This is a genomic window from Aestuariimicrobium sp. Y1814 (genome assembly GCF_050113895.1).
Taxonomy (GTDB): Bacteria; Actinomycetota; Actinomycetes; order Propionibacteriales; family Propionibacteriaceae; genus Aestuariimicrobium.
Window position 1 is genome coordinate 303610 of sequence record NZ_JBNJRW010000003.1, and the last position, 13232, is coordinate 316841.

11 protein-coding genes and 2 tRNA genes are annotated in these 13232 nt (G+C 70.1%); 9 read left to right on the forward strand and 4 right to left on the reverse strand.

The window, feature by feature from the left end:
- Window positions 1-25: 25 nt before the first annotated feature.
- The 3 genes from ACQE3C_RS05605 (at window position 26) to ACQE3C_RS05615 (ending at window position 1393) form a co-directional block, all read left to right on the forward strand.
- Entirely contained in the window at window positions 26-646 is a 621-nt protein-coding gene (locus ACQE3C_RS05605) for a sigma-70 family RNA polymerase sigma factor (protein ID WP_434538189.1), read from the forward strand.
- Window positions 647-700: 54 nt separating this feature from the next.
- Window positions 701-1225 carry a hypothetical protein gene (locus ACQE3C_RS05610; protein ID WP_434538190.1) on the forward strand — a complete coding sequence of 175 codons (525 nt, stop codon included), beginning with the start codon at window positions 701-703 and terminating at the stop codon, window positions 1223-1225.
- A 92-nt stretch (window positions 1226-1317) separates the two neighbouring features.
- Window positions 1318-1393: transfer RNA gene (locus ACQE3C_RS05615), tRNA-Asn, on the forward strand.
- A 19-nt stretch (window positions 1394-1412) separates the two neighbouring features.
- On the opposite strand, the gene ACQE3C_RS05620 is transcribed toward ACQE3C_RS05615, so the two are convergent.
- A complete protein-coding gene (locus ACQE3C_RS05620) occupies window positions 1413-2825 on the reverse strand; it encodes an alpha,alpha-trehalose-phosphate synthase (UDP-forming) (protein WP_434538191.1) in 1413 nt (470 codons plus the stop codon).
- Between the two features lie 60 nt (window positions 2826-2885).
- On the opposite strand from ACQE3C_RS05620, the gene otsB reads away from it, so the two are divergent.
- Entirely contained in the window at window positions 2886-3749 is an 864-nt protein-coding gene (gene otsB, locus ACQE3C_RS05625) for a trehalose-phosphatase (protein ID WP_434538192.1), read from the forward strand.
- 6 nt (window positions 3750-3755) lie between these two features.
- On the opposite strand, the gene ACQE3C_RS05630 is transcribed toward otsB, so the two are convergent.
- On the reverse strand, window positions 3756-5264 hold the full coding sequence (locus ACQE3C_RS05630; RefSeq protein WP_434538193.1) for an FG-GAP-like repeat-containing protein: 1509 nt from the start codon (window positions 5262-5264) through the stop codon (window positions 3756-3758).
- Window positions 5265-5423: 159 nt separating this feature from the next.
- On the opposite strand from ACQE3C_RS05630, the gene ACQE3C_RS05635 reads away from it, so the two are divergent.
- The 3 genes from ACQE3C_RS05635 to ACQE3C_RS05645 are packed head-to-tail and all read left to right on the forward strand — an operon-like array spanning window position 5424 to window position 10315.
- Window positions 5424-7460: an AAA family ATPase gene (locus ACQE3C_RS05635; protein ID WP_434538194.1), complete on the forward strand. Its 2037-nt coding sequence runs from the start codon at window positions 5424-5426 to the stop codon at window positions 7458-7460.
- Window positions 7457-8311, forward strand: a complete 855-nt coding sequence (locus tag ACQE3C_RS05640; RefSeq protein ID WP_434538195.1) for a hypothetical protein — start codon at window positions 7457-7459, stop codon at window positions 8309-8311. Before ACQE3C_RS05635 ends, ACQE3C_RS05640 begins: the two co-directional genes overlap by 4 nt.
- A 9-nt stretch (window positions 8312-8320) precedes the next feature.
- Entirely contained in the window at window positions 8321-10315 is a 1995-nt protein-coding gene (locus ACQE3C_RS05645; protein ID WP_434538196.1) for a hypothetical protein, read from the forward strand.
- Window positions 10316-10375: 60 nt separating this feature from the next.
- On the opposite strand, the gene ACQE3C_RS05650 is transcribed toward ACQE3C_RS05645, so the two are convergent.
- Entirely contained in the window at window positions 10376-10789 is a 414-nt protein-coding gene (locus ACQE3C_RS05650) for a carboxymuconolactone decarboxylase family protein (RefSeq protein ID WP_434538197.1), read from the reverse strand.
- 7 nt (window positions 10790-10796) lie between these two features.
- The gene (locus ACQE3C_RS05655) at window positions 10797-11546 is read right to left on the reverse strand and encodes a cyclase family protein (protein WP_434538198.1); all 750 of its coding nucleotides are present in this window, start codon (window positions 11544-11546) and stop codon (window positions 10797-10799) included.
- Window positions 11547-11833: 287 nt separating this feature from the next.
- Here ACQE3C_RS05655 and ACQE3C_RS05660 point away from each other — a divergent pair.
- A tRNA-Ile gene (locus tag ACQE3C_RS05660) sits at window positions 11834-11910 on the forward strand.
- A 62-nt stretch (window positions 11911-11972) separates the two neighbouring features.
- Window positions 11973-12917: a tyrosine-type recombinase/integrase gene (locus ACQE3C_RS05665; protein WP_434538199.1), complete on the forward strand. Its 945-nt coding sequence runs from the start codon at window positions 11973-11975 to the stop codon at window positions 12915-12917.
- Window positions 12918-13232: the final 315 nt, after the last annotated feature.

A 13232-nucleotide genomic window follows, 5' to 3' on the forward strand; every position in this document is an offset into this window, starting at 1 on the left:
GCGGTGACCGGGGTGGGGTGGGCCCATGAGAACCATCCAGGGACAGTTGTTGGACGCCGCGCAGGAGGCCCACCTCGCCCGGCAGGTCGAGGCCGGGGTCTACGCCGGCCACCTCATCACCAGCGGACGTCACAGACCCGGCCTCGAGGTCGTCGTCGAGGACGGGCGCCGGGCCTGGCAGGAGCTGTGGTTGGCCAATGTGGGCATGGTGAAGGTGCTCGCCACCCGCTACGGGCGCCGGGACCCCGACCTGGTCGACGACCTGATCCAGGAGGGCTGGGTCGCCCTGGCCGGGGCGCTGATGCGCTACGACTGGACCCGCGGGGCGCGGCTGTCGACCCATGCCTGGCACTGGGTCAAGCACCACCTCGCCCACGTCATGCGGGAGCGCAGCGCCTGGGAGGCCCGGACGACCCCCGAGGTGCCCGACCGCCCCCACCCGGACCTGGACGACGACGAACCGTACCTGCGGGGACTGCTGGCGCCGCTGTCCCAACTCGAGCGCCGGGTGCTGCTGGCCCGCGCCCATGGGCAGCGGCAGGCCGACGTGGCCCGCGAGTTCGGGCTCAGCCTGTCGACCGCACGCCGGGTGGAGGAGCGGGCCGCCCGCCGCGCACGGGAGGCCTACCTGGCATGGGCGAGTTGAGGCCGGGGCCGGCCGGGGTCATGGCGACCGGGCAGATGGGGGAGAATGGACCCCATGGGACTGTTCTCGTCGAAACCCGCCTTGGCCAAGGAGGTCGCCTCCGAGCTGAAGCGGCGTCGTCCGCAGGCCGGCACCGTGATGGCCGTCGGCCACGGCGACGGGCTCACCCTGGTGGCCACCACCGAATGCCTGGCCCTGCACCGCCCCGACCCCGACGAGGGCCACGACGAGTGGGAGTTCATCGGCTGGCACCTGATCACCCGGGGCGGCTGGAACCAGAAGGCGAGCAAGCTGCGCTGGACCCTGGCCGATGACACCACCACCTTCGTCACGCTCACCGAGCCCGGCAACATCCCCGATGTCTTCCGTGACCGGGTGCGCGCCTCGATCGTGGTCGAGCAGTCCTTCCCGGCCCCCGGGGGCGGGCACGTGGTGATCTCCGGACGACGCAAGCTGGCCGGTGACCAAGGCCTGGTCTGGCAGGTCTCCACCCTCGGCGCAGCCCGCCTGAGTGACCCCCGGGTCGCCGACCTGGCCCGTGCGAAGGCCGCCCAACTGCGCTATGACTACGAGGTATAGCGCCGCGGCACACGCGGGCGGGCGTCGATTGGTGTCCTCGGTGAGGGGTCTGCTAACGTAGTGACTCGCGCCGGGCCAAGGCCCGGGAGCAATCCCCTGTAGCTCAATTGGCAGAGCATTCGACTGTTAATCGAAGGGTTGCTGGTTCGAGTCCAGCCGGGGGAGCCACACCACTGACTGGGCCCTCTTACAGGGCCCTGTTTGCTGTCAGGGCGGTCAGGAAGTTGTCGGCCCAGGCATCAATCGTGTGCGTGTTCACCTGCTTGCGCAGGGCTCGCAACCGCCGCCGCTTCTCAGCCGGGTCATCGGAACCAGCCTTCACCAGCGTGCTCTTCAACCCGTTCAGGTCGTAGGGGTTGACCATGTAGGCCTGCTTCAACTCCCGGGCGGCGCCGGCGAACTCACTGAGCACCAGCGCCCCGTCGTCGGAGGCATGGCAGGCGATGTACTCCTTGGCGACAAGGTTCATCCCGTCACGCAGGGGGGTGACCACCATCACGTCGGCGATCCGGTACATCGCCGCGAGCGTGTCACGCCCGAAGGAGGCATGCCGGTACACGATCGGCGCCCGCCCCAGCGACTCGGTGTGCGAGTTGATCCGGCCCACCAGCAGGTCGATGTCATTGCGCAGCCTCACGTACTCCTCGACCCGCTCCCGTGAGGGGGTGGCCACCTGGATGAACACCGACTTCGACGGGTCGAGCTCACCGGAGTCGAACAGCTCCCCGAACGCCCGCACTTTCTGGCGCAGTCCCTTGGTGTAGTCGAGCCGGTCGACCCCCAGGAAGATCGTCTCGGGGTGGCCCAGGTCGTCCAGCAGTTCCTCGGCCATCGCGATGACCTCGGGGGAATTGGCCAGGTCACGGAAGCCCTGGGTATCGATCGAGATCGGGAAGGCCCGCGAGACCGACTGGCGACCGTCCGGCATCTCGACGGCATCACGGTTCACCTTCAGCGGGGTGTGCGTCTTGACCAGCTGCAGGAAGTTGCGCGACCCGCCGACGGTCTGGAAGCCGACCAGGTCGGCACCCAACAGTCCTTCCAGGATCTGGCGGCGCCATGGCAACTGCAGGTACAGCTCGATGGGCGGGAACGGGATGTGCAGGAAGAAGCCGATGTTCAGGTCCGGACGAAGCTCCCGCAGCATCTGCGGCACCAGCTGCAACTGGTAGTCCTGCACCCACACCGTGGCACCCTCGTCGGCGATCTCGGCAGCCTTCTCGGCGAAGCGCCGGTTCACCGACTGGTAGGCATCCCACCATTCCCGGTGGAACTCGGGGAAGGCCACCGAGTCGTGGTACAGCGGCCACAGGGTCGCGTTGCTGAACCCCTCGTAGTACTCCTCGACCTCATCGGTCGACAGCGGCACCGGGACGATCGTGAACCCATCATGCTCGAAGGTCTCCACCACCTCGTCGGGTGCCCCGTGCCACCCCACCCACGCACCACCGTGCTTGCGCATCACCGGCTCCAGCGCGGTCACCAGACCACCGGGGGAGGTACGCCAGGACACATTGCCGGCCTCGTCGATGCTGCGGTCGACCGGAAGCCTGTTGGCCACCACCAGGAACGTCGCTGTCGAGGGTGTGGGTGCGGGCATGGGGGACTCCTTTCGCCACCTCCACCCTAGCGAGGGCCCACTGCCGCATAGGGTGAAGCCATGAACAACTCCCCCTTCCGGCCCATCACCGAACGCGGCGAGACGATCATCGAGGCCATTGCGGACGACCCCTCGGGCACGCTGCTGGCCAGCGATTTCGACGGCACCCTGTCGCCGATCGTGGACGACCCCGAGGCCGCCCACATCCACCCCGAGGCGCACCGGGCCTTCGCCCGCGTCGCCGCCCTGGTCGGGCAGCCGGCCATCATCACCGGACGCGGCCTCGCCTCGGTGCGCCGGCTCGGACGACTCGACAACACCCCCGGCCTCGAACGGCTGCTGGTCAAGTCCCAGTACGGGGTCGAGACCTGGGACGCAAGCACCGACACCATCACCGAACCCCCGCTGCCGCCGCAGGTCGCCCAGGCCCGTGAGGCCATGGCAGCCCTGCTGGAGCAGTGGGCCGCCGACGGGGTCGACGTCGAGGGCATCGGCCTGGAGGACAAGGGCCGGGCGCTGGGCGTGCACACCCGCCGCACCGCCACCCCGGACGCCACCCTGGAACGACTCCGGGAACCGGTCGTGGCGCTGGCCGCCGACCTGGGCCTTCACCTCGAACCGGGTCGGCTGGTGTGGGAACTGCGCGCCACCCCCGGCACCAAGGCCCAGGCGCTCGACGCGGTGCTCGACCTGCACGGCAGCCGGGTCGCCGTCATGATCGGCGACGACCTGGCCGACGTGACCGCCTTCGACCGGCTCCACGAACTCGAGGGCCGGGGCATGAGGGTGGCTGCGGTGGCCTCGGCCTCCGACGGGGAGCAGCCCGTGGTGGCCGAGAGCGCCGACGTGCTGTGCGACGGGCCCGCGGGGGTGGCCGCCTGGCTGGACGCCGTGGCCGAGGCCATCGAGGCCCGTCGGCCGTAGTTTCCGCTAGGCGAACATCCGGATCGCCGACCAGCCGGTGCCCATCTGGGTGGCGGCGCTGAACTGGCCCCCACCCAGGTGGCGGTAGGCGAACAGCCGCCCGTCGGCGCGGCGCCCGACCAGGTCTCGACGACCGTCATTGTTCAGGTCACCGGGCGAGAAGGCTGCATCGAAGGTGGTCCAGCCTCGTCCGACCTTGTTGACGCCCACGATCACCCCGCCCGCCCCGGTGGTGTAGCTGAGCAGGTCACCATTGGACGCCACCGCCAGCAGGTCGGCATTGGTGCCGCCCGAGGAGTTGCCCACCGTGGTCAGGAAGCGGATGTTGTCGCCCCAGCCGGTGCCCAGCTGGCCCTGGTGGGACAGGCCGGTGGCGGTGATCCGGTAGGACTGCAGCCGGTCGGCCGAATCGACGGCGAACAGCTCCGGGCGACCGTCACCGGTGACGTCCGGCATCACCACCAGCTTGGAGAAACTTCCCCAGCCGTTGCCGACCTGGACGGCGGCACCGAAGTGGCCACCGCCGCGCCCGGGGTAGAAGAACAGGTTGCCGTCACTGCGCCGCGCCAGCAGGTCGTGCAGGCCGTCGCCGGTGACATCGGGCACCCGGCTCATCCAGTTCATCTGGGTCCACCCCTGGCCGGTGACCCGCGCCGGGCCCAGCGTCAGGTTCGCATTGGTGTGGTACAGCAGCAGTGACCCAGTGGCACCGACCGCCAGTACGTCAGCGCGCTGGTCACCGTTTTCGTCCCCGAACACCGGGGCCGGGGGAGGCGGTGGCGGCGGGGGCTGGGTGCTGCCGCCGGCATCACAGTCCATGGTCGCCGGGCGCACCGGGGTGGTGCCCGGGAAGTTGCGGCACACCCCGATGCCGCGCGCATTCAGCCCGGCCTTCATCTGGCTGAGCGCCGAGGCCGAGAAACCGTTCCACTGCATGTGCATCAGCACTGAGTTGCCGGCCCGGGTGTTGTTGACCACGTAGCTGACCACCTGAGACTGCGACTTGCCCTGCCAGTCGTTGGTGTCGACGTTCCACAGCCACGGCTGCATCCCGACCGAGGCGTAGGCCGAACGCACCGTCGAGTTGATCGCACCATAGGGCGGACGACCGAAGCTGGTGACCACCCCAGGTGAGCCCAGCTCACGCTGCACACCGGCGAAGCTCAGGGTGGTCAGGTCGGGGTGGTTGATGGAGTGGTTGAACACGTAGTGGCCGTGGGCCCGCGCGAAGGCGGCATCGAATCGGCCGGCGCTGATGCAGTTGCCGGTCGGCAGCAGCGCCAGGCCGATGTCCAGCTGCTCGGCCGCCAGCACCACCGCACGGAACGCGCTCAACGAGGTGGGGCAGTCGTCATAGGTGAGGGTGACCCGATTGGTGTTGTTGGGGCCCTTGCGTTCGTCGTAGGCGGCCCGCGCGGGTGGGGCCACCTGCACGAGCAGGGTGGCGACCAGGGCGAGGCTGGTGGCCAGGGCCGCGACCCGGCGACGCCAAGCCGTGGGAACTGTGGTGGACATGACTGCCTCCCCGGGCCCCGCTGACCCGGTCGGCGGGTGCGGCAGCGGTGCCACAGCGGCAGCATAGTCCCGCCTGACATCGTTTCGATACCTTCCGGCGGCGCGGTTTCGGGGCGATACTGGGGCTTACGGCATTCCCGTCCGTTTGGGGTGGTGACCATGTGGGAACGACCAACCGAGCCGACCGTCCTCAACCAGGCCCGCGACCGGCTCTACGACGACCTGGCCGCTGCGTGGCGCCACAAGCGTTCCCGGGGGGTCGACCTCGACCCCGTGCTGCACCACCCGGACGTGATCGCCGCCCTGCTGGAGATGACCTTCGGCTGCTGCGCCTACTGTGAGCGCCCCTTGCCGGCCCAGGGCTCGGATGCCGCGGTGGTCGCCCACCACCGACCCACCTGGGGTGCCGTCGGGGCCGACGGCAGCGTGGATGCCCCCGCCTACTGGTGGTGCACCTACGAGTGGCAGAACCTGTACCCGGCCTGCGCCGACTGCGTGCGCACCCGCGGCAGCCGGTTCCCGGTGGAGGGCCCGCGTGCTGGGGTGGGGGAGGGCCTCGGCGGGGAGGAACCCCTGCTGCTCGACCCCGGCCTCGAGGACGCCGACCAGCACCTGCGCCATGAACCCGACGGCCGGCTCAGCGCGCTGTCGCGGCGCGGCCAGACCACCATCGACCTGCTGTCGTTGAACCGCGACGCCCTGGTCACGGCCCGCCTGCTGCTCCGCCAGCAGTGGCACCCTGACCGCGACGACCCCACCGCAGGTTTTGAGAGCCTGCGCCGCCAGCTCGCCGCCGACGCCGATGCTGCCGCCGGTCCTTTCCGGCCTGCCTGGCCTGCCCTGCCCACTGACCTCGGTGGCCGGGTGTCGCAGGCTGCGATGCAGCTCGTCGGGCCCACGCTGCCGCCCACCACCACCGGCGCCGAACCGGGACTGCCGGAGTACTTCTCGGCAGCACGCTGGATCGAGCGGGTCGAGATCACCAACTTCCGGCCCATCCGTGACCTCGACCTGGACCTGACCCGATCCACCAGCGACCAGGGCCCCTGGACGGTGCTGCTCGGCGAGAACGGGTCGGGCAAGAGCTCGGTGCTGCACGCCATCGCGCTGACCCTGATGGGCGGCCGGCAGCGGGGGGACCTCGAGATCGACGCCCGCCAGTACCTGCGCCGACGCGCCCAGAAGGGACTGGTCCGGGTCCACCTGTCCGGGCTGGACGAGCCGCTGGAACTGTCCTGGAAACGCGGTGATGCCCACTTCAGTGGGCCCCAGCAGATCCCGACCTTGCTGCTCGGCTACGGCGCGACCCGACTGCTGCCCCGCTACGGCAGCCCGGCCGGCGACGACCGGCTCGTCCGGGTCGACAACCTGTTCAACCCGCTGCTGGCGCTGACCGACCCCACGTCCTGGCTGGCCGGGCTCGACCAGGACACCTTCGACCTGGTCAGTGAGGGCATCGCCGACCTGCTGGCGCTGGGCCCCGAAACCGAACTGGTGCGCCGGCGCGACCGGGTCGTCCTGCGGCAGGGGTCGGACGAGTCACCCCTGCAGGCCCTGTCCGACGGCTACCAGTCGATGGTGGTGATGAGCTGCGACATCCTGCGGACCGTGCTGGGTTCCTGGTCGCACCCCGCGCTGGCCGAGGGGATCGTCCTGATCGACGAGGTCGGGGCGCACCTGCACCCCCGCTGGCGGATGCGCGTGGTCGGCGCGATCCGGCGCCTGATGCCGCGGGTGCAGTTCGTGGTCACCACCCATGAGCCGCTGTGCCTGCGCGGGGTGCTCGACGGCGAGGTGGTCGTGGTGCGCCGCAACAGCGAGGGTGAGGTGGTCGCCATCACCGACCTGCCCCCGGTGACCGGAATGCGCATCGACCAGCTGCTCACCTCCGAGCACTTCGGGCTGGGCAGCACCGACGACCCCGAGGTGGCCGACCTGTGGGAGAGCTACTACGCGCTGCAGCCGCTGGCCACCCGCACCGGGGCCCAGCAGCAGGAACTCGACCGGGTCCGCGCCCGGCTCGATGAACTCGACCAGCTCGGCGCCACCGAACGTGAGCGGCTCACCCTGAACGCCGCTGCGGAGTACATCGCCGAACGTCGCCAGCGCGGGGATGCCGCCGTGCGGGCCCCCGAGCAGGTCACCGCCGACCTGAAGAAGCTGTGGGCCCAACACCTGCCGGGAGTGGGACCATGATCCGCGTCGCCACCCCCAAAGCCCCGGCGAGCCTGTCGTCGGAGCGCACCCTGGCCGAACGCAAGGCGGCGCTGGACTTCTACGCCACCTGGGACGGCACCGGCAAGTACGACAAGTACACCGCCTACAAGAACCCCGACGTGCGGGCTGCGCTGGAGCTCGCCTTCGGTCGCAAGTGCGCCTACTGCGAGTCGAGCTACGGGGCGACCCAGCCGGTCGCCATCGAGCACTACCGGCCCAAGGGCGGGGTCACCATCGACGGCACGCTCACCCCACCCGGCTACTACTGGCTGGCCAGTGAATGGACGAACCTGCTGCCCAGTTGCACCGACTGCAACAGCCCCCGCCGGCAGGAGTTGCCCACCGGCACCAGGACCGCCGGCAAGGCGAACGCGTTCCCACTGGCGAAGGGCGAGACCGGTCGCGCCGCCCAACCGGGCCAGGAACGCGACGAGCAACGGCTGGTGCTGCACCCCTACCTCGACCACCCCGAGAAGCACCTCACCTTCACCTGGGACACCGGCACCATCGACGACGGCTGGGTGGTGCCCACCCCGTCCAGCCGTGGCAGGCCGAGCCCGAAGGGACAGGCCACCATCGAGGTCTGCGCCCTGCAGCGCCGCGGCCTGGTCGAGAACCGCAGGGCCCACCTGCAGTACCTGCTCGGCGCGCTGGAAGGGGTGCGGGAAGCTGTCGAGAACATCGCCGCCCACCCCGACGACCCGCGCCTGGTCACCCAGTACGAACGCAACCTCGCCGAGGTGAAGAAGTACCTCGGTGACCACGACAAGTACGCCGCGATGTGCCGCCAGGTCGTCACGGCCTATTACCGCCGCCTCTTCGGAGACTAGGAGCCCGCCATGAACACCCCAGCCACCCCACCCCTCGACTGCGACATCGTCATGAAGGGAGGCATCACCAGCGGTGTGATCTACCCCAGGGCCATCGCCGAACTGGCCCACACCTACCGGCTGCGGCAGGTGGGCGGGGCCTCGGCAGGTGCCATCGCCGCCGCCGCGGCTGCGGCCGCCGAACTGGCCCGCCAGGACCCGCGTGCCGGTGCCGGCGGGTTCGCCGAGCTCGACCGGATGCCGCAGGACCTCACCGCCCCCGGCCCCGACGGTCGTTCCACCCTGGCCACCTTCTTCCAACCGACCCGCGCCGCGGCACCACTGTTCCGGGTGCTGCACGCCGTGGACGGGAAGTCCGGCGCCGGGGCGGCGCTGGCCGCGGTCACCACCCTGCTGCGCGGCTACTGGCTGCGCGCACTGGTGGGGGCCCTGGTCGGGGTGGGCGTCGTCCTGACCGGGGTGGTGGCCATGGTCAGGCTGGGTGAGGCCGGGTCCGGCTCGCCGCCCTGGGTCACCGCGGCCCTGGTCACCTGCGTGGTCGCCGGGGTGCTGCTGGCCCTGTTCGGGCTGGTCGCCTCGGTGTTGCTGGGCATTTCCCGCACCGCCGGCCGGGTCGCCGGCGAGGAGTTCGGCCTGTGCACCGGCATGCCCGGGGTCGATTCCGGCGACGCGGCGGCGCTGACCCCGTGGTTGGACGCCAAGATCCAGTCGCTGGCCGGGCGCCCCAGCGACCGGCCGGTCACCTTCGGTGACCTCGCCGAGCACGACATCACCCTGCAGATGATGACCACCAACCTCACCCGGCACCAACCCATGACGATGCCGTGGCGCACCGAGGAGTTCTTCTTCGACCCGGTCGCGATGGCTGAACTGTTCCCCGAGACGGTGGTCACCTGGATGGTCGACCACCCGCCGGCGCTGCCCACCAGTGCTGCGGCGAGGTTTGACGCGGAACTGCTGCGTGCCCAGGCCGGGCACCTGCGCCCGTGGCCGCCGGCCGAGCACCTGCCGGTGGTGGTCGCCACCCGGATGTCGCTGAGCTTCCCGGTATTGATCCAGGCGGTGCGGTTGCAGGCGATCGACTGGGTGTTGCCGGTCAACCGCCGAGCCCGCGATGCCGTCCCGGCCTGGCGGGCGGCGCACCCCGGCGGCACCCTCGAACAGGCCCTGGCCGACCTGGAGCCGCCCGAGTTCAGCGACGTGTGGTTCACCGATGGTGGGCTGTGTTCGAACCTGCCGGTGCACTTCTTCGACACGCCGCTGCCGAAGCACCCGACGTTCGCCTTCAACCTGGCGGCCTTCCCGCCGGGATACCCCAAGAGCCCGGACGAGGCGCGCAACAGTTTCCTGCCCGACCGCAATGCCAGCGCCATGACCCGGCCCTGGTTCGGCTTGCCCACCGGTGGTGCGGGGTCGTGGGTGGACTTCTTCCTGCTGATGTTCGCCACCACCCGCAGCTGGGTCGACGGAGAACAGCTGGTGATGGCCGGCTACCGCGACCGCATCGTCACCGTGCACCACGACGACGCCGAGGGTGGCATGAACCTCAACATGGCGCCCGAGGTGGTGACCAACCTGTCGCTGCGGGGCAAGGACGCCGCGGCCAAGCTGGTGGCGGCGTTCGCCGGTGACCAGCCCGGGGTGGTGCCGGCAGCCGGCTGGGACAACCACCGCTGGATCCGGTTCCGGACCGCCACCGCCGGGCTGACCGGCTGGCTCGACCAGTTCCAGCAGGGCTACCGGGCCCCCGGTGCCGGTGGGACCCCCTACCCGGACCTCGCCGGGCCGGGGGCTGCGGCGACCCTGCCGTCGTACCGGCCGACGGTCGGCGACCGGGTGCTGATCAACCAGCACACCGCCGAGGTGGTCGACCTGGCCGACAAGCTCACCGGGGACCGGGCGATGACCCACGGCGCGCCGCGTCCTCGTCCGCAGTTGCGACTGGTGCCCGACGACGGCACGGCCCAGGGGCTGGCAGAGGTCGACCCGGGAGCGGGGAGCTGAGCAGCCCCAGTCCCGAGTCGTCCCTGTGGTCGTACGTGTTGTGGTGCCTGGTGGCCGGACCTACTGGAAGGCCTCGTCGACCGGCACCTGCAGGCCGATCGCGAGCCGGTTGGTCTTGTTGGCTGCCGCCACGATGGACTGCAGTTCGGCCAACTGCTCGTCCGAGGCGCCCTTCTGGCGGGCGGCCGCGGTGTGCGAGCGCACGCAGTAGGTGCAGTTGTTGACCGTCGACACCGCGACGTAGATCAGCTCCTTGACCATTGGGTCGAGCGAGGTGCCCGGCCCCATCAGGTTCTTCAGCTCGTCCCAGGTGCGGGCGAGGTTGTCGGGGTCGTTGGCCAGGACCCGCCAGAAGTTGTTGATGAAGTCGGTGTTGCGGGTCTCGCGGATGTCGTCGAAGACGGCCTTCACCTCGGGTGAGGCGTCCTCATCGCTGATCAGCGGCAGCATGGGGGAGTACTGCTCGGTTCCCATGCGCGCCTCAGTTCTTCGGTACGAAGGCGAACACGCGGCTGGGGAAGCCGGTGCCGCCGGCGATGCGGGGCACACCCACGACGATCACGGCGCCGGTCGGCGGCAGCTGGTCGACGTTGATGAGGTTCTCCAGGTGCCACAGGCCGTTGATGTGGGTGACGTTGCGGTGCACCGGGTGGGTGGGCTCGTTGCCGGGGTCGATGCCCAGGGTGTCGACACCCAGGCCCACGACGCCACGCTCGACCAGCACCTGGGCGGCTTCCACACCGAAGGCCGGGAACTTCAGCTGGTCGGGGTCAGCGCTGCCGGCGTAGTTCTCCACCGAGTCCTTCTTGTGGGCCCAGCCGGTGTTCAGCACGACGGCGCTGCCGGCGGCGATGGTGCCGTTGGCGGCCTCGAAGGCCTCCACGTCGGCCACCTGGAGGGTGTAGTTCGGGGTGGCGGCGGCCTGCTCGGTGATGTCGATCACGACCACCGGCACGACCAGGTCGTCGAGCGGCACGCCGGCCGCGTCAACGCCACCGGGGACGAAGTGCTCAGGTGCGTCGAAGTGGGTGCCGGCATGCTCGAAGGTGGTGAACACGCGGGCGTGGTATGCGCCGGGGCCGTGGGTGATGATGTCGGTGGCTTCGAGGGCGGGGGCCCCGGGCCACAGCACGGTGTCGGGGCCGAGGACGTCGGTCAGGTCGACCAGGCGGAAGCCGCCGGTGAAGGCTGCGAAGGCAGCGTCGCGGGCGGCGGTGGTGATGTCGGACATGGGCTCGCTTCCTGTGGGGTGCCGCCGGGGCAGCATCGTTGGTGCAAACGGTGGTGCGGGTCGGGCGGGGCTCGGCCGCTACCTGTGGCCAAACACGGCCACCGGCAGGATATTCCCGGATGGTCGGGAGTTTTCTGGCGTCCGCTGCAGGGCGGCGGGGCCCGCGGTGGGGGGCGCGCTCTCCCCGCGGGGCGGGGTGTGCAGTAGCCAACCGGTCAGCCGACGCGGTAATGTTCCTGCGCGTGACGTCTGCCGACAACTGTGTTGTGACAAGGCATTTCATGCTCGGGGCGTTAGCTCAGCCGGTCAGAGCAGGGGACTCATAATCCCTGGGTCGCGGGTTCGAGCCCCGCACGCCCCACCACTAGGCCAAACACTGGTACTGGATCCCGCACAAAGGTAACACAGCCGGGTATCCTCGGATTCGTGAGCACCCAGAACGACACCAAAACGACCCCGCCAGCCACCCAGGAGGTCGACCTCGACGCTCTGGCCGGCCTGCTTGAGGACTGGCGCGTGCACCTGCGGGCGAAGGGTCGCAGCAAGGGGACGATCGACTCCTACCTGCGGGTCGGGACGACGTTCGTGGAGTACTTGACCGCCCAGGGCATGCCCACCGGGGCATCCAGCGTCGCGCGCGAGCACATCGAGCACTACTTGGCAGACCTCCGGGACAGGGTCTCTCCCGCGACCACGGCCAAGCACTACCGGTCCCTCCAGCAGTTGTTCCGATGGCTGGTGGACGATGGGGAGATCTCGCGCTCACCCATGGAGCGGATGACCGCGCCCTCGGTTCCTGAGCAGCCGGTGGCAGTCCTGGCCGAGGGCGACGTGACCGCGCTACTGGCGACATGCAAGGGCAACACGTTCGAGGCCCGCCGAGACCAGGCCATCATCCGCCTGTTCATCGACACAGGGATGCGGGCTGGGGAACTGACCGGGCTCGACGTCGAGGACCTGGACCTCGAGACGATGGTGGCGAACGTGATGGGCAAGGGGGGCCGCGGCCGCGCCTGCCCCTTCGGTGTGAAGACGGCCGAGGCCCTGCGCCGCTACGTCCGGGCCCGGCGCACCCACACCTTCCACGCGCTCCCGGCCCTCTGGCTGGGGGTCAAGGGGCAGATGACCGACTCGGGAGTCCGGCAGATGCTTGAACGTCGCGCCAAGGATGCTGGTGTGCCGAACGTGCACCCGCACCGATTCAGGCACACGTTCGCTCATCTGTGGCTGGCGGACGGAGGGCAGGAGAACGACCTCATGCGCCTTGCCGGGTGGCGGACCCGTGAGATGGTGGGCCGCTACGCTGCCAGCGCCGCGGACGAACGAGCTCGTGAGGCTCACAGGCGGATGGCCCCAGGGGATCGATTCTGACCGGCGCGTCGCGGCCTTGAATCCGATATCGGGTCGCCTAGCATAGGGGAACCCAGCGTGGCTCGACTCCCAGGTCGACCCCGGAGCTCGTGACTCCGGCCATGCACTGCACAGTCGCCCTTTCTCGTGGCGTACCACTCGGGAAGCCGCCACGACGGCCCCGGAACGAGAGACGGAACATGTGCCGGAATCCGGGTGACGCCGGAGTCCGAGGGTGGGACACGGTTCGACCCCTTCCCGGGGGCGGACAACTGCGAGGGAAATCCCCGAAGGCCCAGAGCGGCCGGAGGTTGCACAACCCGCTGAAGTCCCGGC